The 19,012-nt window shown below is 70.2% G+C and carries 18 protein-coding genes and 1 pseudogene; 10 read left to right on the top strand and 9 right to left on the bottom strand.

What is annotated here, in order from left to right:
• Positions 1 to 101 precede the first annotated feature (101 nt).
• Genes purM through D8Y23_RS02455 form a run of 3 tightly spaced genes read left to right on the top strand, consistent with a single transcriptional unit; the run spans position 102 to position 3,940 of the window.
• Positions 102 to 1,244: a phosphoribosylformylglycinamidine cyclo-ligase gene (purM, locus tag D8Y23_RS02465; RefSeq protein WP_128216584.1), complete on the top strand. Its 1,143-nt coding sequence runs from the start codon at positions 102 to 104 to the stop codon at positions 1,242 to 1,244.
• Between the two features lie 6 nt (positions 1,245 to 1,250).
• Positions 1,251 to 2,726 carry an amidophosphoribosyltransferase gene (purF, locus tag D8Y23_RS02460; RefSeq protein ID WP_128216583.1) on the top strand — a complete coding sequence of 492 codons (1,476 nt, stop codon included), beginning with the start codon at positions 1,251 to 1,253 and terminating at the stop codon, positions 2,724 to 2,726.
• Positions 2,723 to 3,940 carry an MFS transporter gene (locus D8Y23_RS02455; protein ID WP_128216582.1) on the top strand — a complete coding sequence of 406 codons (1,218 nt, stop codon included), beginning with the start codon at positions 2,723 to 2,725 and terminating at the stop codon, positions 3,938 to 3,940. The genes purF and D8Y23_RS02455 overlap by 4 nt, the downstream gene beginning before the upstream one ends.
• Positions 3,941 to 3,947: 7 nt before the next feature.
• On the opposite strand, the gene D8Y23_RS02450 is transcribed toward D8Y23_RS02455, so the two are convergent.
• Entirely contained in the window at positions 3,948 to 4,130 is a 183-nt protein-coding gene (locus tag D8Y23_RS02450; protein ID WP_076492157.1) for a DUF3073 domain-containing protein, read from the bottom strand.
• A 161-nt stretch (positions 4,131 to 4,291) separates the two neighbouring features.
• Here D8Y23_RS02450 and D8Y23_RS02445 point away from each other — a divergent pair, with 161 nt between their 5' ends.
• On the top strand, positions 4,292 to 4,807 hold the full coding sequence (locus D8Y23_RS02445; protein WP_128216581.1) for a universal stress protein: 516 nt from the start codon (positions 4,292 to 4,294) through the stop codon (positions 4,805 to 4,807).
• Between the two features lie 3 nt (positions 4,808 to 4,810).
• On the opposite strand, the gene D8Y23_RS02440 is transcribed toward D8Y23_RS02445, so the two are convergent.
• The 3 genes from D8Y23_RS02440 to D8Y23_RS16685 form a co-directional block, all read right to left on the bottom strand.
• A complete protein-coding gene (locus D8Y23_RS02440) occupies positions 4,811 to 5,416 on the bottom strand; it encodes a PadR family transcriptional regulator (RefSeq protein WP_128216580.1) in 606 nt (201 codons plus the stop codon).
• On the bottom strand, positions 5,416 to 6,267 hold the full coding sequence (locus D8Y23_RS02435; RefSeq protein WP_128216579.1) for a DUF4097 family beta strand repeat-containing protein: 852 nt from the start codon (positions 6,265 to 6,267) through the stop codon (positions 5,416 to 5,418). The genes D8Y23_RS02440 and D8Y23_RS02435 overlap by 1 nt, the downstream gene beginning before the upstream one ends.
• A gap of 317 nt (positions 6,268 to 6,584) precedes the next feature.
• Positions 6,585 to 6,749: a hypothetical protein gene (locus D8Y23_RS16685; protein WP_164878114.1), complete on the bottom strand. Its 165-nt coding sequence runs from the start codon at positions 6,747 to 6,749 to the stop codon at positions 6,585 to 6,587.
• A 222-nt stretch (positions 6,750 to 6,971) separates the two neighbouring features.
• Between D8Y23_RS16685 and D8Y23_RS02430 the strand changes: the two genes are divergently transcribed.
• Both D8Y23_RS02430 and D8Y23_RS02425 read left to right on the top strand, forming a co-directional pair.
• The gene (locus tag D8Y23_RS02430) at positions 6,972 to 7,241 is read left to right on the top strand and encodes a DUF7218 family protein (protein WP_128216578.1); all 270 of its coding nucleotides are present in this window, start codon (positions 6,972 to 6,974) and stop codon (positions 7,239 to 7,241) included.
• Positions 7,242 to 7,243: 2 nt separating this feature from the next.
• Positions 7,244 to 8,209, top strand: coding sequence for a DNA topoisomerase IB (locus D8Y23_RS02425; RefSeq protein ID WP_128216577.1), 966 nt, complete (start codon positions 7,244 to 7,246; stop codon positions 8,207 to 8,209).
• Positions 8,210 to 8,211: 2 nt separating this feature from the next.
• On the opposite strand, the gene D8Y23_RS02420 is transcribed toward D8Y23_RS02425, so the two are convergent.
• Both D8Y23_RS02420 and D8Y23_RS02415 read right to left on the bottom strand, forming a co-directional pair.
• Entirely contained in the window at positions 8,212 to 9,180 is a 969-nt protein-coding gene (locus D8Y23_RS02420) for a cation diffusion facilitator family transporter (protein WP_128216576.1), read from the bottom strand.
• Positions 9,177 to 9,653: a transporter substrate-binding domain-containing protein gene (locus tag D8Y23_RS02415; protein WP_164878113.1), complete on the bottom strand. Its 477-nt coding sequence runs from the start codon at positions 9,651 to 9,653 to the stop codon at positions 9,177 to 9,179. Before D8Y23_RS02415 ends, D8Y23_RS02420 begins: the two co-directional genes overlap by 4 nt.
• A 121-nt stretch (positions 9,654 to 9,774) precedes the next feature.
• On the opposite strand from D8Y23_RS02415, the gene D8Y23_RS02410 reads away from it, so the two are divergent.
• The 3 genes from D8Y23_RS02410 to D8Y23_RS02400 all read left to right on the top strand — a co-directional run bounded on the left by D8Y23_RS02410 (position 9,775) and on the right by D8Y23_RS02400 (position 13,775).
• On the top strand, positions 9,775 to 10,143 hold the full coding sequence (locus D8Y23_RS02410) for a fluoride efflux transporter FluC (RefSeq protein WP_128216575.1): 369 nt from the start codon (positions 9,775 to 9,777) through the stop codon (positions 10,141 to 10,143).
• The gene (locus D8Y23_RS02405) at positions 10,101 to 10,505 is read left to right on the top strand and encodes a fluoride efflux transporter FluC (RefSeq protein ID WP_240663732.1); all 405 of its coding nucleotides are present in this window, start codon (positions 10,101 to 10,103) and stop codon (positions 10,503 to 10,505) included. Before D8Y23_RS02410 ends, D8Y23_RS02405 begins: the two co-directional genes overlap by 43 nt.
• Before the next feature lie 105 nt (positions 10,506 to 10,610).
• The gene (locus tag D8Y23_RS02400; RefSeq protein ID WP_128216573.1) at positions 10,611 to 13,775 is read left to right on the top strand and encodes an efflux RND transporter permease subunit; all 3,165 of its coding nucleotides are present in this window, start codon (positions 10,611 to 10,613) and stop codon (positions 13,773 to 13,775) included.
• 244 nt (positions 13,776 to 14,019) lie between these two features.
• Here D8Y23_RS02400 and D8Y23_RS17035 read toward each other — a convergent pair.
• The 3 genes and pseudogenes from D8Y23_RS17035 to D8Y23_RS02385 form a co-directional block, all read right to left on the bottom strand.
• A pseudogene (locus tag D8Y23_RS17035) lies at positions 14,020 to 14,553 on the bottom strand (DUF998 domain-containing protein); the annotation flags it as partial.
• Positions 14,554 to 14,878: 325 nt separating this feature from the next.
• Complete coding sequence (locus D8Y23_RS02390) at positions 14,879 to 15,784, bottom strand: aldose 1-epimerase family protein (protein ID WP_128216571.1); 906 nt, start codon at positions 15,782 to 15,784, stop codon at positions 14,879 to 14,881.
• Positions 15,781 to 16,404 (bottom strand): antibiotic biosynthesis monooxygenase, encoded by a 624-nt coding sequence (locus tag D8Y23_RS02385; protein ID WP_128216570.1) that lies wholly within the window; start codon positions 16,402 to 16,404, stop codon positions 15,781 to 15,783. Before D8Y23_RS02385 ends, D8Y23_RS02390 begins: the two co-directional genes overlap by 4 nt.
• Before the next feature lie 339 nt (positions 16,405 to 16,743).
• Here D8Y23_RS02385 and D8Y23_RS02380 point away from each other — a divergent pair, with 339 nt between their 5' ends.
• On the top strand, positions 16,744 to 18,981 hold the full coding sequence (locus tag D8Y23_RS02380; protein ID WP_128216569.1) for a DEAD/DEAH box helicase: 2,238 nt from the start codon (positions 16,744 to 16,746) through the stop codon (positions 18,979 to 18,981).
• Positions 18,982 to 19,012 lie beyond the last annotated feature (31 nt).

Genomic DNA, 19,012 nt, shown 5'->3' with positions numbered 1-19,012 from the left:
GGCCGCCCCCGCCCGGGCCCGCCCCCGCCGCCCCCGCCCGGGCCTGCCCCCGGCCGCGCCCGGGCGGAAGGCGTGTCGGAACGTGCGGGTAGTCTGGTGCGGTGGCCTCTGCTCCCCACGAAAACCCCTACTCCGCTGCCGGCGTCGACACCGCCGCGGGTGATCTCGCCGTCGAACTGATGAAGGCGGCCGTCCAACGAACGCACGGCCCCGAGGTCCTCGGGGGTGTGGGCGGGTTCGCCGGCCTCTTCGACGCGTCCGCGCTGCGCGACTACGCGCGCCCGCTGCTGGCGACCAGCACCGACGGCGTCGGCACGAAGGTCGCCATCGCGCAGGCGATCGACAAGCACGACACGATCGGCGAAGACCTCGTCGGCATGGTCGTCGACGACATCGTCGTGGTGGGCGCCCGACCGCTCTTCATGACCGACTACATCGCCTGCGGCAAGGTCGTCCCGGCCCGCATCGCCGATATCGTCGCGGGCATCGCACGCGGCTGCGCCCTGACCGGCACGGCGCTGGTCGGCGGCGAGACGGCCGAGCACCCGGGCCTCCTCGGCGTCGACGACTACGACGTCGCGGGTGCGGCGACGGGTGTCGTCGAGGCCGACCGTGTCCTCGGTGCCGACCGGGTCCGCGGCGGCGACGTCGTGCTGGCCCTGGCCTCCAGCGGCTTGCACTCCAACGGCTACTCGCTCGTCCGCCACATCGTCGCCGGCCGCGGTATCGCGTACGGCGCGGCGTCGGGCGAGCTCGGCGGCACGTGGGGCGAGGCGTTGCTCGAACCGACGCGTCTCTACACCTCGCCGTTGCTCCGGCTGATCGACGATGCGGCCGTGGGTGCCGGCATCCATTCGCTCAGTCACGTCACCGGCGGCGGGATCGCGGCGAACCTCGCGCGCGTGCTGCCCCCGCACACGTGGGTCGACGTCGATCGGTCGACGTGGAGCCCCTCTCCGGTGTTCCGCGTGCTGGCCGACATGGGCGGCCTCGACCTCACCGCGACAGAGGGCACGTGGAATCTCGGCATCGGTTTCCTCGCGGTCGTCGCTCCGGAGGTCGCGGATGCCGCGATCGCGGCGCTGCGGGCCGACGGCATCGAGACCTGGCAGGTCGGGGTGGTACGCGACGACGCGCGCCCCGACGGAGAATTCGAGCAGGGAGCGAAGGGCGTCGACGGAGGCGCCGTGCGCCTCGTCGGTACGTACGCGGCTGCCGGCTTCCCGGCGAACGGAGCGAAGTAACACCCCATGTGCGGCATCGTCGGCATGGCCGGGCAGGGCTCGGTCAACCAGGAGATCTACGACGCGCTCCTCCTCCTCCAGCACCGAGGCCAGGATTCCACCGGCATCGCGACGGCGGAGTCGAGCGGTGTCTTCCACATCCACAAGGCCCGCGGGCAGGTGCGCGAGGCGTTCCGCACGCGTGACATGCGCGCTCTGCTCGGCGACATCGGGCTCGGCCACGTCCGTTACGCCACGAAGGGCACGGCATCCAGCGAGGAAGAGGCGCAGCCCTTCTACGTCAATGCTCCGTACGGCATCGTCCTGGTGCACAACGGCAACCTCACCAACACCCGCGAGCTCACCAGCGAGCTGTTCCACAAAGACCGCCGGCACTTGAACACCAGCTCCGACACCGAGCTGCTGGTCAACATCCTCGGGTCGGAGCTCCAGTCCGAGATATCGGGCCCCGACCTCGACCCGGCCCAGGTGTTCCGGGCGGTGGCCCGCGTCCACCAGCGCGTCGAGGGGTCGTACGCCTCGATCGCGCTCATCGCCGGTTACGGGCTTCTCGCGTTCCGCGACCCGTTCGGCATCCGTCCCCTCATCCTCGGCAAACGCCCGGCACCGGTGGTGCCCGGTGGGCAGCCGCGCGACGAGTGGGTCGTGGCATCCGAGTCTCTCGTGCTCGAGAACGCTGGCTTCGAGGTCGTCCGCGACGTCGAGCCCGGTGAGGCCGTGTTCGTGACGCTCGACGGCACGCTCCACGCGCAGCAGTGCGCCGAGAATCCGACGCTCGCGCCGTGTTCGTTCGAGTACGTGTACCTCGCCCGCCCCGACTCGGTGATGAACGGCATCTCGGTGTACGAGGCGCGCCTGCGCATGGGCGAGCGCCTGGCCGACACGATCGCGAAGTACACCCCGCAGGGTTCCATCGACGTGGTCATGCCGATCCCCGACTCCTCGCGCCCGGCCGCGATGCAGGTCGCGCGCAAGCTCGGCATCGAGTACCGCGAGGGGTTCTACAAGAACCGCTACGTCGGCCGGACCTTCATCATGCCCGGGCAGGCGATTCGCAAGAAGAGCGTGCGTCAGAAGCTCAACGCGATGTCGACCGAGTTCCAGGGCAAGAACGTCCTGCTGATCGACGACTCGATCGTGCGCGGCACCACGAGTCGCGAGATCATCCAGATGGCTCGAGATGCCGGCGCGAAGAGCGTGACGTTCGCCTCGGCGGCGCCGCCGGTACGGTACCCGCACGTGTACGGCATCAACATGCCGTCGCGTCAGGAGCTCGTCGCCCACGGTCGGACCATCCCGCAGATCGCCGAGGAACTCGGCTGCGACTACCTGGTCTACCAGGAGGTCGACGATCTCAAGGCCGCGATCATGGAGGGCACCGACCTCGTCGACCTCGACATGAGCTGTTTCGACGGCCGGTACGTCACCGGCACCGTGTCGGAGGAGTACCTCGCCTGGGTCGAGGGCAGCCAGGAGTCTTGACGCCCCGCCGCGCGGGAACGGTCGCGTGGGCCGCGGCGGCCATCGTGCTGCTCGCTTTGACGCTGCGCATCGCCGTGGCGTCGCTGTCTCCGCTGCTGACCGTCATCTCGCGCGACTTCGCCCTGCCGGCGGCGGTGGTGGGCCTGATCGGCATGGCGCCGCCCGTGGCCTTCGCGCTGTCGGCGGTCGTCACCCCGGCCATCGAGCGGCGGGTCGGACTCGAGCGTCTCGTCCTCATCGCCGCGGTGGCGGCCGCGGCAGCGCTGGGCCTGCGGGTCGTGGCGGTAGATGCCTGGACTCTGCTGGCCGCCACGGCGGGGGTCTTCGCGGCGGTCGGTGTCGCCAACGTGCTGATCCCGGCGGTCGTGAAGAAGTACTTCCCCGAGCGCGTGGGACTGATGACGACGGTCTACACGACGACGATGGCGGTCGCGACCTTCACGCCCCCGCTGGTGGCGGTGCCTCTGTCGGACGCGGTCGGCTGGCGCGGGTCGTTCGCCGTGTGGGCGTTCGTCGCCGGTGCGGCTGTCCTCCCCTGGATCGTGACGGCACTGAGAGCGCGCGCGGGACGCGACGACATCGTGGAGGAGCCGCGCGCCTCGGTGATCTCCCGCGTGGTACGCGTGCCGCAGGCGTGGGCGCTCGTCCTCACGTTCGCGGTGAACTCCTCGGTCGCGTACGGCATGTTCGCCTGGATGCCGACGATCCTCATCGACACCGCGGGCGTCGACCCGGCGACGGCGGGAAGCCTCTTGGCCCTGTTCTCGTTCATGGGCCTGCCGGTGTCGCTCGTCGTTCCGCTGCTCGTCGCGCGCCTGCGCCGAACCACACCGTTCTACGCCGTCGCGGTGGCCGGCGGCCTCGTCGGTGTCGCCGGGCTGCTGTTCGCCCCGAACGCTGCGACCGTGCTGTGGGTGGTCCTGATCGGCCTGCCGCCGCTGATGTTCCCGATGGTGCTGGTGCTCTTCGGCCTACGGACGCGGTCGCACGAGACGGCCGTGGCCCTCAGCGGCTTCGTGCAGAGCCTCGGCTACGCGCTGGCGGCCCTGGTGCCGTTGGCGATCGGCGTCAGCCACGAGGCGACCGGCGGATGGAACGCCGGACTGCTCGTCCTCGGCGGTGTCATCGCGGCCGTGGTGCCCGCGGCGATCGTCGTGGCGCGCTCGGAAACGATCGAGGGGGCGTGGGAACGCCGCCACGGTCGAGCGTGGTGACGAGCGGCTACGCCTTCTCGTCTTCGTACTCGTCGGCGTACTGGTCGGCCCACTTGTCGACGTACGCGTCTTCACCCGTTTCGGGTGCACCGAGTTCGCGCTCGAGAGCGGAGTAGTTCACCGAGTAGGTGTCGTACTTCAGCTCACGGGCGATCTTGGTGTTCTTCGCCTTCTGACGGCCACGCCCCATGCGAGACCCCCTCACGATCGACGTCGAGGGCCGCGCTGTGGCCCTGCGTATTGCGGTTCCGGACCGAGCCGGTAAGAGTAACAGCCAGGATATCACGGTGCCTTCTGGCCCAGCCTGCCGCCGGTCGGCAGAGGCCCGCACCCGGCAGCAGAGGAGCCACCATGGCAGACGACACCCCCACCGCGAAACACGCCGGTGCCGTGATCGCGGGAGTCGTGCCGGGGCAGTCGCCGCGTGTCCTGCGAGCCGCCGCCCGGCAGGCGGCGATGGCGGGGACGGACCTCGTGATCGCGCACGTCGACACGACGCGGTTCGTCGCCTTCGAGGATCCCGACGGATACGTGAACCCGTCCACGGTGGATGTGGTCGGCGCGGCGGCGCAGGCCGCGCTCGCCGAGGTGCAGGCGGCGGCGGACACCGCGCTCGCCGATGCGGGCGTGACGTGGTCGGTGCGCCAGGTCATCGGCGATCCCGCCCTCGCGTTGATCCACCTCGCGGACGAGCTGGACGCGTCGCTGCTGGTCGTCGGGACCCGCAAGCGCGGGCTGGGCGAGTCGTTGCGCGAGTTCCTCACCGGCTCGGTCGCGGCCCGGCTCACCCACCGGCAGCGCCGTCCGGTGCTGGTGGTTCCGCTGGGTGAGCCGCTCGCGGCCGACGAGGAACTCGTCTGGGACTGAGCGTCAGCCCCGCATCGCGCGGGTGACGGCCTCGGACGCCTGCTGCAGCGCCGACTCGATGGCATCCACTCCCGATGCCGACAACTCGCCGCCGCGCGCCACGTGCGAGCGGAGTTCCGCCCGGACGCGTCCGCGGAACTCGGTGATCGCGGCATCCGCGCGGTGCAGATGCTCGCGGCTGAGAGCGCGGGAGTCGTCGGCGGGAGCGTGTCGCGCGTGTTCGCGCTCGTCGCGGGAGGCGGCGGCGAGATCGGCGCGCAGGCTGCGCATGGCATCCCGGACGCTCCCGCGGACCTCGTCGGCGATGAGGCGGACGCTGTCGGCCAGGCCCGCCTGGATGCCTTCGAGGTCGCCCTCACGAGCATCGACCTCGGCGCGGCCGGCGTCGGTGATCTCGTAGACGGTCTTGCGTCCGTCGACGGTCTTGGTGACCAGCCCCTCCTCTTCGAGCTTCGCCAAGCGCGGATAGATCGTGCCGGCCGACGGCGAGTAGGTGCCGCCGGTGCGCTCGGTGAGGGCCTGAATGAGGTCGTACCCGTGGCGGGGTGCCTCGGCGAGCAGACTCAGGATGTACAGGCGGAGGTCGCCGTGCGAGAAGACGGGGCTCATCACCACTCCTCCTCTCCGGCGAGCTCGTCGGGACGCAGGCCCGACGCGCCGCGACGGAGCACCGTGATCTCACCCGAGACGGTGTTGGCGCGCACGTCGACGAAGGATCCGGCGAGGGTGCCGGTCGATCCGGTGTAGTTGGTGGGGCCCGATCCCGAGCGCACGTGCCCGTCGATCTGCACGCGTCCGCTGACGGAACGGGCGACGTAGTTCGCGGGCAGTCCACGGTCGAGGCGGATCGTGACGGCGCCGTTGACGGAGTTCAGTCCGATCGACTGCACGGTCCCGGTCGAGTCGACGAGCATCGCCCCCGAGACGGTGTCGATGGAGGCTTTGGTGACCGCGCCCGTGGCCGTGATGTCGCCCGAGACGCTGTTGGCGGTGAGCGCCCCCTGCAGTTCGCGCACCTGCACGTCGCCGGACACGGCGTTGAGGCTCACATCGCCGACGAATCCGTCGACGATGATGTCGCCCGAGACGGTGTTGAGCTTGGCATCCGTCCGCAGACCCGACACGAGAGCGCTCGCGCTCACGACACCGAGCGTCAGAGCGACGGTGCGGGGCACGGCGACACTCACTTCGGCCTTGGGGCCGCCGGCGCCGAAGTTGCGGAACACCTCGAGGAAGTTGTCCCACCGCAGCTGCGGGTGGTCGATCTCGAGTCGGCCGTCGGTCATCTCGATGCGGAGGTCTTTGACGGTGACGCCGTGCACCTCGATGCGGGTGCCCGGGTCGTCGTGGGCGATGACGTCGACCTGGCCTCCTACGAGACCGATCTTCAGTTCGCGCAGCCCGTCGACGTCGATGACGCGCGTTTCGCCCGGGTGGACGATCCATTTCTCCATGGCGATCTCTCCTCACTCACGATATATCGCGTTGCTCCCACTATCGCGATATATCGCGTTCCCGTCAAGACTCGACGTCGGTCGGCGTTCGGTGCCCCCGGCTGCCGGTATCCGTCCAGTTCACGTGATCTCGACGAGGCCACACGCTGGGGAGCGTTCGCAGCGTGTCCGTTCGACCAGAGCAAGTGAAGTGGGTCCACGAGAACCTCGGAAACGCCGAATGCCACGTCCGTGGGGGAGGGACGTGGCATCCGGGGCGGGCGTACCCGCGGAGGGATGAGAGACCGCCGCGTACCCGAAACGCGGCAGCCTCTCTTCGGGGGTCAGACCGCTTTACGGCCGCTGATCAAGCGGAACAGCAGCACGATGAGGGCGATGAGGCCGACGATGATGGCGATCCACAGCAGGAAGCTGGCCGCCTGGCTCAGTCCGCTGACGATCGCGATGACGATCGCGGCGACGATGATGATGATGAGGAAGATGTTCATGGGGGGCTCCTTGCTGTCTCCGCTGGACGCGGCAACCGGCGAGTGGTTGAATTCCACGCTCTCATCCCGCGCCGATCGCGGCAGGGGGTTGACGTTTCTGGAAATTGGCTGGTAGTTCCCGCGAAGCCTTGACGGGATAGCTCTTCCTCTCAGTGTCAACCCCGCCGCGTTCCGGCGGCGGGGGGTCGTACCGTCGGGGGCAATCGGCGGAAGGAGCCAGCCATGCCCCAGGGGCGAGGATCGAACAGTCTGAAGGACCCCGAACTGTACGAGGAGCTTCGAAAGCAGGGCGACTCGAAGGAGAAGGCCGCTCGGATCTCGAACGCCGCCGCTGCACAGGGGCGCGGCAAGGTCGGTGCCCGCGGTGGCCGTGCCGACGACTACGAGGACCGCACGGTCGCAGAACTGAAGAAGCGCGCGAAGGAACTCGGCATCACCGGGTACTCGGGCAAGAAGAAGGCGGAGCTGATCGACATGCTCCGCACTCACTGACGGTGGCTCGACTCGTCCGGGTCCGACCGTACGAGGATCCCGGCTTCCGTCGGGTCCGCTCCGGTTCTGGCTTCCGCTTCGTCGACCCCACCGGTGCGTCCGTGCCGGAGCGCGAAGCCGATCGTGCCCGTGGACTCGTCATCCCGCCGGCGTGGCGCGAGGTCTGGATCGCGCGGGAACCCAACGCCCACATCCAAGCCGTCGGCACCGACGAGGCCGGCCGTCGCCAGTACACGTACCACGCCGACTGGTCCAAGCGTCAGGACAAGGGCAAGTACGCCCGCGCGCTGCAGCTCGCCGAGGCGCTGCCCCGGGCCCGGGCGCGGGTCACGCAGTCGCTGCGGCGGTCGGACGTCGACCGTGAACGGGTGCTGGCGGTGTCCTTCCGCCTGCTCGATCAGGTGGCGCCCCGCGTGGGCAACGCGCGCTACTTCGTGACGAACGGCAGTCGCGGGCTCACGACCCTCCAACGCAGGGATGCCACGGTCGAGGGCGATCTGATCCGCCTGTCGTTCCCCGCCAAGAGCGGAAAACGCGCGGAGCTGTCGCTGCAGGATGTGGAGTTGGCATCCATCGTCGAAGAGCTCGCGAAGGGGCGCTCGCGCGCGGCCCTGCTGAGCTACCGTCGCGGCCGCCGTCGCGTCCCCCTCACCCCCGGTGACGTGAACGCCTACGTGCGCGCGCTCACCGGCGGCCCCTTCAGCGCGAAGGACTTCCGCACTCTCCGCGGCACGATCCTGGCGGCCGAAGCTCTCGCCGGCGCCGGAGTGGCTGCGACGAAGAACGAGCGCAAGAAGGTCGAGCTCGCGGCGGTGCGCGTAGCGGCCGAGGCGCTCGGCAACACCCCGTCCGTCGCGCGCTCGAGCTACATCGACCCGCGTGTGTTCTCGCTCTATCGTCGCGGTCGCACGATGGAGCTCGGCGGATCCAAGGATGCCGCGATCCGCCGCCTCATCCTGGGGGAGTGACCTCAGGTCACGACGCCGGGGAGCTCCGGAACCGGCACCACCACGATGTCCTGCACCTTCCAGTCGAGGGCGACGCACGCTTCGCGCGCGGCGTCCAGCTGAGCGAGGGTCACAGTGCCGTCGTGAGGGACCACGAACGCCTCGATGTGGAAGACGTGGCCCTCGTCACGTGCGCGGCTGCCGGCATCCCGTACCCTGTCGAGGTCGGCGAGAAGTCGATCGATGCGGTCGACGAGCGGGTGAGGCAGGCGATCGTCGAACGACATGGCGCGTGCGTCCATGAGGTCGCTGACGGCGGCGATCAGGTTCCGGATGCCGTCGTGCACGATGCTCCCCGCGATGAGCAGGGCGGCCGTGGCATCCATCCACCACACCCCGAGCCCGATTCCCAGGACCCCGACGATCGTGCCGAGCGACGTCATCCAATCGGCCTTGTTCATGTCGGCATCGGCGTAGAGCACCTTGTCGTGCAGTTCCCGCGCGAGCCCCATCTTCATGCGCCCCAGGATCACGGGCGGGACGCCCGTTACGGCCATGACGATGATCATCAGCCAGCCCAGCCACACACTGTGACCGAACAGCGCGACCGTCCCGATCGTGGGGTGTTCGGCGCGCAGAAGACTCAGACCGGACTCGACCACGAGGACGCCGCCCATCGCCGTGAGCGCGACGGCCGCGACGAGGTGCCCAACGCCCACCGAGCGGTGTCGTCCGTACGGATGCCGCGGGCTCGGGCGCGTGCGCACGACACGGATGGCCACGAGGAAGACGATCGGGGGGATGAACGACAGGAGGTCCTCGAACCATGCCGCACGCATCGCCTGCGAAGATCCGAGGACGAGGAAGACGGACGTCGCCGTGATCACGAGCGTCCCGATCGAGATCCACTCCAGGCGTGCCGCCCGCCGCAGGGCATCGGCCTGTCGAGCGGGAAGCGGCGTGCGCCCGAAGCTGACGCCTTCGACCTTCATCGCGCGTCCTCCTCGACCAGGAACGTCTCGAGCCGGGAAAGGAAGGCGTTCTCGCCGAGCGGGACGAGCATGACGATGGACGCGTTCGAGCCGTCCGGCAGCATCGCCTCGGCATAGGGGCGGGTGACCCCGGCATCCGTCGTCCACGGGGTGGTGTCCGTGATCCCGGCGGCGACGACGTCCAGGTCGCCGTCCTTCAGCGTCCGCACGAGAGCCTCCTCCGACCCGACGGTGAACTCCACGTCCGCATCGAGGGAGGCGGCGAACGCCCGCAGCCGCTCAACGTCGGTTCCCGCGACCCCGCCCTCCTCGACGCGTGCCCACTCTCCGTTCGGCGACACCCCGGCGCGGAGGGTCCCGCCCCGCACGTGCTCGAGGGTCCCGTCCGGGTCGGCGGGGATCTGGATGCCGCACCCCGCCAGCAGGAGCGCGAGACTCGCGGCCAGGGAGCCGGTGATTCTTCGACTGAGCATGCGTCCTCCTCCGTCGGGGCCGCGCCGATTGTCGGCCGGTCGTCGGCGATGCGGCCACGGGGTTGCGCCGGACGCTGCGACGGGCCACGGCCCCGCCCCCGGGGCGGCGTAGGGTGTTCGCGTGGTGTCCTGGCGCGATCTCGTCTCGGTCGCCGTCGGCGGTGCGCTCGGCACCGCAGCCCGCGCCGGACTGACTCTCGCTCTCGCGGGCGTCCTCGGCCCGGCCCTCATTCCGATCGTCAATGTCACGGGCGCGTTCGCGATCGGCATCCTCTTCGGAATCCGGGCGCGGATGCCGCGGTCCACCCGGGCGGAGCGCGCGCAACTGTTCTTCGGGACCGGAGTGCTCGGCGGCTTCACCACGTACAGTGCGCTCGCCGTCGAATCCGCCGACCTGACCCTCCTGTGGTGGGGGGCCGCGACCGTCGTGGTGGGGACGTTCGCGGCGTGGCTCGGCGTGCTGATCGGACGCGGGCGGCGGGCATCGTGACGCCCCTGGTCTTCGCCGCCGTGGTCGCCGCCGGGGGCCTCGGCGCCGCTCTGCGTTTCGCCCTCGATTCCGCGGTGCGAGGCCGAACCGGCGAGCGGTTCCCGTGGGGGATCCTCGCGGTGAACCTCACGGGGGCGTTCGCGCTGGGGCTCGTCACGCCGCTCGTGGTCGACGAGGCCTGGCGGTGGATCGTCGGCACGGGACTGCTCGGCGGCTACACGACCTTCAGCGCCGTCGCGGTGACGACCGCGCTGCTCGCGGAAGAGGGTCGCACGCGTGCCGCGGCCACCTATGCCGTCGCCTCGTTCGCCGGCTCCGTGCTTGCCGCCGTTCTCGGTCTCACCCTCGGTCACGCCGCCTGACCGGCCTCGCCGGCGGGGCGGCCGTGGGATACTAGCCGTCGATACAGTCCTGTATCGAACAGGTGCTCCTGGCATCCGTTCTCGGCCGACCCGAAGGGCCTCCGCGTGTCGTACTTGGCCGTGCTCAGCCTGCGCAACCGGGCGCTCATCGCGCTCGTCACGATCGTCGCCGCCGTCTTCGGGGGCCTCGCGCTGACGAGCCTCAAGCAGGAGCTGATCCCCTCGATCGAGTTCCCTCAGCTCGCGGTCATCACGACGTACCCCGGGGCTTCGCCCGAGGTCGTCGAGGCCGACGTGTCGACCCCGATCGAGGGCGCCATCCGCGGCGTCGAGGGCTTGGAGTCCACGACGGCCACGAGCACGACGAACTCCTCGATCGTCTCGGCGTCGTTCACGTACGGCACCGACCTGGCCGCCGCCCAGCAGAAGATCCTCGCCGCGATCGCCCGCATCGACGACCAACTGCCCGAGTCGACCGACACGACCGTGGCATCCGCGAGCATCGACGACTTCCCCGTCATCCAGCTCGCGGTTACCGGGTATTCCGACGCCGAGACGATCCAGTCGACGCTCGAGACCGTCGTCGTCCCCGCGCTCGAGGACGTCGATGGAGTCAACGCAGCCCAGGTGGTCGGCGGTACCGGCCAGCGTGTCACCATCACCCCCGACCCGACCCGGCTCGGCGAGCGCGGGTTCAGCCAGCAGGACATCAGCGACGCACTCGAGGCCAACGGCGTGCTGTTCCCCGGCGGCACCGTCTCCGAGGGCGTTCAGACGCTCACGGTGCAGACGGGCGCGCGTCTGACGAGCGTCGACGAGATCTCGGCACTGCCGCTCGTTTCGACGGATGCCGCTCAAGCCGCGGCCGGTGTCACGACCATCGCCGACGTCGCGAGCGTCGCGCAGCAGTCCGATCCCGTGACGACGCTCTCGCGCGTGAACGGCGAACCGGCCCTGACGATCGCGGTGACCAAGCTCCCCGCGGCCAACACCGTCGACGTGTCGCGCGCCGTGCTGGCTGCGATCCCCGACCTCGAGTCCTCGCTCGGCGGTGCGACGTTCACCGTGGTGTTCGACCAGGCGCCGTTCGTCGAGCAGTCGATCGAGGCGCTCGCCCAGGAGGGTCTGCTGGGGTTGGTATTCGCCGTCGTGGTGATCCTCATCTTCCTCGTGTCGGTGCGCTCGACTCTCGTCACCGCCATATCGATCCCGACCAGCGTCCTCGCCACGTTCATCGGCCTGCAAGCGTTCGGCTACTCCTTGAACGTCCTGACCCTGGGCGCCCTGACCATCGCGATCGGACGCGTCGTCGACGACTCGATCGTCGTGATCGAGAACATCAAGCGCCACTACGTCGGCGACGCCGAGAAGATCCCCACGATCATCCGCGCCGTTCGCGAAGTCGCTGCCGCCATCACGGCCTCCACGATCACCTCCGTCGCGGTGTTCCTGCCGATCGCCTTCGTCGGCGACGTCACCGGAGAGCTGTTCCGACCCTTCTCTCTCACCGTCACGATCGCGTTGGGAGCGTCGCTGCTGGTCTCGCTGACGATCGTGCCGGTGCTGGCGTCGTGGTTCCTGCGGCCCGGGAAGGTGATCCTGGATGCAGACGGCACCCCCGTCGACCCCGAGTCGCCGGACGCGCCGCACTCCCGTCTGCAGAACGCCTACGTCCCGATCCTCCGCTGGACCCTGCGGCACTCGTGGGTGACCCTCGGCCTCGCCGTGCTGGTGCTCGCGGGGACCGTGGCATCCGTTCCGCTGCTCAAGACCGACTTCCTCGGCGACTCGGGCCAGAACACGTTCACCGTCTCGCAGAGCATCGGCTCGGCGCCGAGTCTGGAGGCCGAGGACGCCGCCGCGCAGCGCGTGGAGGCGGTTCTGCGGGACATCCCCGGCGTGGAGACGGTGCAGACCTCGATCGGGTCGAGCGGTTCCGCCCTGCGTGACGCGTTCTCGGGCGGCGGCTCGGGGATCACGTACTCCATCACCTCGGAAGAGGGTGCCGACCAGGTCGACCTGCGCGAACGCGTGCGCACCGCCGTATCCGAGATCGCCGACGCCGGCGAGATCGAGGTCAGTGCGCAGGGCAGTGGCTTCGGTTCGAGCGACATCACCGTCGACGTGACCGCCGCCGATGGTCAAGACCTGCAGGAGGCGACGGAGGCCGTCGTCTCGGGACTGGAAGGTCGAGAGGGCATCGGCCAGGTCACGAGCAGTCTCTCGGCCTCGCTCCCCTTCGTCTCGGTCCGCGTCGATCGGGATGCCGCCGCGGAGCGCGGACTCTCCGAGCGCACCGTCGGGGTGCTCGTCTCGGGCGCGATGCAGCCGCGCCAGGCGGGCACCGTCGAGATCGACGGTCGTGGCGTCAGCGTGTACATCGCATCCGACGACCCGCCGACGACGATCGACACCCTCCGAGCGCTGGAGATCCCGTCGGCCGGTGGCCTCGTCCGTCTCGACGAGATCGCCACCGTCGAAACCAGTCAGACGCCGCCGAGCATCACGACGGCGCGGGGGCTTCGCACGGCCACCGTCACGGTGACGCCGACGACCGACGACCTCAGCAGCTCGTCGACCAGCGTCCGAGAGGCGCTCGAAGACGTCACCCTCCCCGACGGCGCGACCGCGGAGCTCGGCGGCGTCGTGACCGATCAGCAGGACGCGTTCGGACAGCTCGGACTCGCGCTGCTCGCCGCGATCCTGATCGTCTACGTCGTCATGGTGGCGACCTTCAAGTCGCTGCGCCAGCCGCTGGAGCTGCTCGTGTCGGTGCCGTTCGCCGCGACGGGCGCCATCCTGATGCTGCTCGTCACCGGCGTGCCCCTCGGTGTGGCCGGCATGATCGGCGCGCTGATGCTGGTGGGCATCGTCGTCACGAACGCCATCGTCCTGATCGACCTGGTGAATCAGTACCGCGAGCGCGGACTCAGCGTGTTCGACGCGACCGTCGTCGGTGGCTCACGCCGACTTCGGCCGATCCTGATGACCGCGCTGTCGGCGATCTTCGCGCTCGTGCCGATGGCGCTGGGGATCACCGGGCACGGCGGCTTCATCTCGCAGCCGCTGGCCGTCGTGGTGATCGGCGGACTCGTGTCGTCGACGTTCCTGACCCTGCTCGTGCTGCCGACGCTGTACAACCTCGTCGAGGGAGCGCGGGAGCGGCGGGTCGCCCGGCGCGCGGTGACGTCGACGCCCGGCGCAGACGCGGGGGAATCGACGACGCACGAGCACCCGACGAGCCGACGAGAACTCCGCGAGCGCCACTGACGATCGCGGGATGGCGCCGGAGAGCGACGACGCGGGGGAGGCGCGCACCGGCGACGCTCACGCGGGCGATACCGGCACGGGTGCGACGCGACGGGGTCTGCGCGAGGGACGCCAGGGTGACGGGGACCGAGACGGCCGGCGAGGTGGTGGCCGCGATCGCGTCGACGCGATCGGCCTCCGGGCGCGGGGCGGCCGTGCCGGCGCGCGTACCGGCACCGGTGAGGCAGTGGGTGAAGATGCCGGACCACGCGAACATCGCGCTGAACGCGATGACCTCGAAGAGCGCGAGGTTGATCGTGGCCGTGACGAACAGCCAGGCGCCGGCGAACAGGAAGACGAACACGGCGGCCGTCGAGATCATGAGACGCTTCGGCAGACGGTGCAGCAGGAACGGCGAGGTCAGAAGGAGCGCTGCGAAACCGAGGACCATCATCCCGGCGACCTTGTCATGGAGGTCCTTGTCGGTGTTGAGCGGAACGCACCCCACGAGGGCGAGATTGACGCCGATCACCGTGAGGAAGAATGCGGCCGACGTCGCCGCGCCCCGACGCCCGGCGCTGCGCCCGAGTCGCCGCAGATCGCGGCGCACGCGCACGGCGAAGACGACGACGAGCGAGCCGCCGACCTTGAGCGTGGTGTTGAAGAACGCGGCCGACAGGTCGCCGAACGTGCCGAGCTGGCTGAAGTGCAGCTGCCACCACAGCGGGTCGCTCGTTGTCAGGATCGAGGCCAGGATGCCGCCGACCAGCACGACGAGCACGGCGCCGGCGAGGTGCATCGTGGGGATCTCGTCGAAGCGACGGGTGAGGCGCCGCGCAAGATGGGGGAGGGTGGCGGAAGGGACGGCGGGACGGACCGCAATGCTCATTTTGGGCACTTTCGTCGTGGACGGTTCGGGCGTCCCCCCACACCGCGAGACCCCCAGCCCCCGTCGGCTCATTCGGGTTTGAGCCGAGGGAACGATGGTCCTCGGTCTCCCCGGCGGCGACGGAATCCGTCAGGGAAATGGTAACTTTCCCGGCGGCCTCATAGGAAAGGTCTTGCCTGCGAATTCCCCAGATCGTAAGGGAAATCTGTTGTCCCCCATTTGGGGGACAAGACCCTCATTCGCGGTAAGAAATGCCCCAGTCGCGACGCATTTCGCGCCCCGGCTCCAGCCGAGTGAGATCGAGGCCGGTCGCGAACGCGTTGGACGGTGCCGTCATGGGTTCGATCGCGACCGCGATCGGGTGTCCCGGGTAGCGATCGGTGGTGAACACCTGCACCCATTCGAAACCGGCGTCCTGCCACACCTCTACACAGCGACCATCGGGGGCCGTCAGGGTGTGCCGCGCTCGGCCCTCGGCATCCCGGTCCAGGCCGCGGTAGGCGTTGTCGAGGGAGACGTCGCCGATGCGCCGACCCGCACGCAGGTCGGTGGCGTCGCCGACGGGGACCTCGTCGATCGGCAGTTTGCGGTCGTCGAGGACGAGCGTCGAGGTCCCCGTCGAGTGCACGACGAGGTCGGCGGTGGCGACTCCGCCGATCTGCAGGTAGGGATGGATGCCGAGCGCCACCGGCGCGGTGTCGGCGCCAACGTTCTCGATGACGTGGGTGACGTGCAGGCCGTCGTCGAGGAGGGCGAAGGTCACGCGCGTGCGCAGGTGAAACGGGTAGCCCGTCTGCGGCACGACATCGGCCGTCAGGGTCAGTCGCTCGTCGGAGACCTCGGCGGCCGCGTAGGAGGCGAACCGGAGGAGCCCGTGGCTGGCGTTGCCGAACGCCGGCTCGCTGATGGCGAGTTGCCGTTCCACGCCGTCGAAGGTGTACTTCCCGTCGCGGATGCGGTTGGGCCAGGGCACCAGCACGACACCGGATGCCGCGGGAGTCGGGACGTCGTCGGCGTAGCGCGGCACCAGATCGACGCCGTCGACCGTGAGGGCCCGCAGGGCGGCACCCACCTGCGCGATCTCGGCGGAGGAGCGGGGGCCGCGGAGGTGGAAGCGGCGGCCGGTGGGGTCGGCGGTCATGAGGAGGCCTTTCGGGAGCGGGGCGGACGCTGCAACCAGGGTCGCAGCAGACGTGTGACCCACGGAAGCACCGCGTAGGTCATCACCGGCGTGAGCAGCGCGGTCGTCGCCAGCACGCGGAGCGCGAGCGGTATCTCTGCGAAGCCCGGAACGAACCCCAGCAGCCAGCTGGCGAGGAGGTTCGTGGGGAAGAAGCCGACCCAGATGGTCACGGCCTGCTTCCACCGGGGCGGCGCGGACGGCACGGGCGGCTGCACCGGCGGGGTCGTGGCATCCGTGGGCTCGAGGACCGAGCCGAGGGAGGCGTCGAACCAGCCCTCGATACCCGTGCGGCGCTCGACCCGCTCCTCGCGAGCGAAGGGCCGTGCGGAGTCGAGCCACCACTGCCGCTGCGGCGATGTCTCCCACCCTTCGAGCGTGGTGAGGTCGCGGAAGCGGTACAGCATGTACCAGAGGTCGCTGTCTTCCCCCGCGCGCACCCAGCCCGAGCCGAGGAAGCCGGGGAAGGCGGTTGCGAGGTCGGTGCCGGCCTGCATCCAGGAGGTTGCTTCGGCGGTGCGCGTCGGGTCGATGCGCCGCTCGATCGCCACCGTGATGGGGTGGGCGTCGGTGTCTGCCATGCCTCCATCTTCGGTCAGGGTGGCGGGTGCGCGCCGAGAACAGGCCGTGTGCCGGAGACAGGGCGATTCGGGCGGGATCGGCCTGTTCTGGTGGCATCCCCTGTTCCGGTAGCGAGGTGGGACATGGATGCCATTCCCAGGGGCGACCTGTAGCGTTGACGGGTCGGCTCTGGACCCCGCACCGTGTGCGGATGGGTTTGTGAGTCCAAGGGGCCGATGGAGAGAACGCGATCGCGTGCTCGACCATCACTAGTGAATGGCCCCCGGCCGACGGATGTCCGGGTTGCACCGCCGTGCGGTGCCGCTGTTTCGCGCGAACAGAACCCAGAAGGACACCCCATGCCCAAGAACAAGAAGCCCGCCGGCGGCCGCGCCGCGAAGAACTTCGAGCCGCGCTACGGCGCGACCACCTCGTTCCAGGATCGCAAGCGCCGCCCCGACGGTGCCGCTGCGGCCAAGCCCGGCAGCAAGAGCCCCACCCACCGCGGCTACCGCGCCCCCGAGGCCGACGCCGCCCCGGCGAAGCGTCGGTGGACCGCGCAGGACCGCGTCGGTCGGGACGAGGCCCGCGGCATCCGCAGCCAGGCCCGCGACGACCGCTACGCCCGCCCCGAGCGGGATGCCGCGCCCCGCGGCCGCGACGAGCGTCCGGCCCGCTCCTTCGACCGGAGCGACCGCCCCGCGCGTTCGTTCGACCGGAACGATCGCCCCGCCCGCTCCTTCGACCGGAGCGACCGTCCGGCGCGTGACGACCGTCCGGCTCGCTCGTTCGACCGTAACGAGCGTCCCGCGCGGTCGTTCGACCGGAGCGACCGTCCGGCGCGTGACGACAGTCCGGCTCGCTCGTTCGACCGTAACGAGCGTCCCGCGCGCTCCTTCGACAGGAGCGACCGTCCCGCACGTGACGGCCGCCCTGCTCGTTCCTTCGATCGCGACGACCGTCCGGCTCGCTCGTTCGACCGCAACGACCGTCCCGCGCGGTCGTTCGACCGTCCGGCGCGCGACGATCGCCCCGCGCGTTCGTTCGACCGCAGCGACCGCCCCGCTCGCTCGTTCGACGACCGTCCGGCGCGTTCGTTCGACCGGAGCGACCGTCCCGCTCGTTCGTTCGACCGTCCGGCGCGCGACGATCGCCCCACGCGCTCGTTCGACCGCAGCGACCGCCCCGCTCGCTCGTTCGACGACCGTCCCGCGCGTTCGTTCGACCGCAGCGACCGCCCCGCCCGCTCCTTCGACGACCGTCCGCGCCGCGACGACCGTCCCCGTCGCACCGACGGCCCGAACCGCGCCGACTGGAACGCCACCCCGAAGCGTTCGGCCGAGCACGAGCAGCGCGTCGACGTCGTGCACGAGCGCCTGCAGGCCGAAGCCGTGGATGCGGCGACCGTGACCGGCGCCGGCTTCGCCGACCTGGGTCTCGGTGACAACATCGTGCGCGCCCTCGCCGGTCTGGGTGCGGCGAGCCCCTTCCCGATCCAGGCCGCGACGGTCGCCCCGATCCTCGAGGGCCGCGACGTCCTCGCCCGCGGCCGCACCGGCTCGGGCAAGACCATCGCGTTCGGTGCCCCGCTCGTGGAGAGCATCCTGCGGGCCCAGGCGGGCCAGCGCCGCGAGTTCGGCCGTGCGCCGAAGGCGCTCATCCTCGCGCCGACGCGCGAGCTCGCGCTGCAGATCGACCGCACCGTTCAGGTGATCGCGCGCAGCGTCGGGCTGTTCACCACGCAGGTGTACGGCGGTGTGCCGCAGGCGCGGCAGGTCGGTGCGCTCAAGAAGGGCGTCGACATCGTCATCGGTACGCCCGGCCGCATCGAGGACCTGCTCAACCAGGGCAAGCTCGACTTGTCCGACGTAAGCGTCGCGGTCCTCGACGAGGCCGACCACATGTGCGAGCTCGGATTCCTCGAGCCGGTGCAGCGCATCCTCCGTGCGACGGCGGACGGTAGCCAGAAGCTGCTGTTCTCCGCCACGCTCGACCGCGAGGTCGCCGCGCTCGTCGACGAGTTCCTCGTCGACCCGGCGGTGTACGAGGTCGCCGGCGAAGACCAGGATTCGAGCACGATCGATCACCGCGTGCTCGTCATCGACCACCGCGACAAGGCCGAGATCCTCGGCTCGCTCGTCGATCGCGAGGGCAAGACGCTCGTCTTCGCCCGGACCCGTGCCTACGCCGAGATGCTCGCCGAGCAGTTCGACGAGGCGGGTATCGCCGCGGTCGCGCTGCACGGTGATCTCAACCAGCAGAAGCGCACCCGCAACCTCGAGAAGCTCACCTCGGGCCGGGTCAACGTCCTCGTCGCGACCGACGTCGCAGCGCGTGGCATCCACGTCGATGACATCGACCTGGTCATCCAGGCTGACGCTCCCGACGAGTACAAGACCTACCTGCACCGCTCGGGTCGCACCGGTCGCGCCGGTCGGAGCGGCACCGTGGTGACGCTCATCACGCGCCAGCGCCGTCGTCGCATGACCGAGCTGCTGGACCGTGCGGAGATCGAGGCGCCGTTCGAGGAGACGCAGCTCGGCGACGACGTGCTCGAGGAGCTGGCGGGTCGTCAGCTCTCCGACGTCACGTCCTGAGCCCCGTCGAGCGCCCCGTCCGCCACGTGCG

Origin of the sequence: Microbacterium enclense, assembly GCF_004022425.1 — a bacterium.
Lineage (GTDB): Bacteria > Actinomycetota > Actinomycetes > Actinomycetales > Microbacteriaceae > Microbacterium > Microbacterium enclense_A.
The sequence above is the reverse complement of the archived record's forward strand: the minus strand, read 5'-3'. Positions and strand labels throughout refer to the sequence as shown.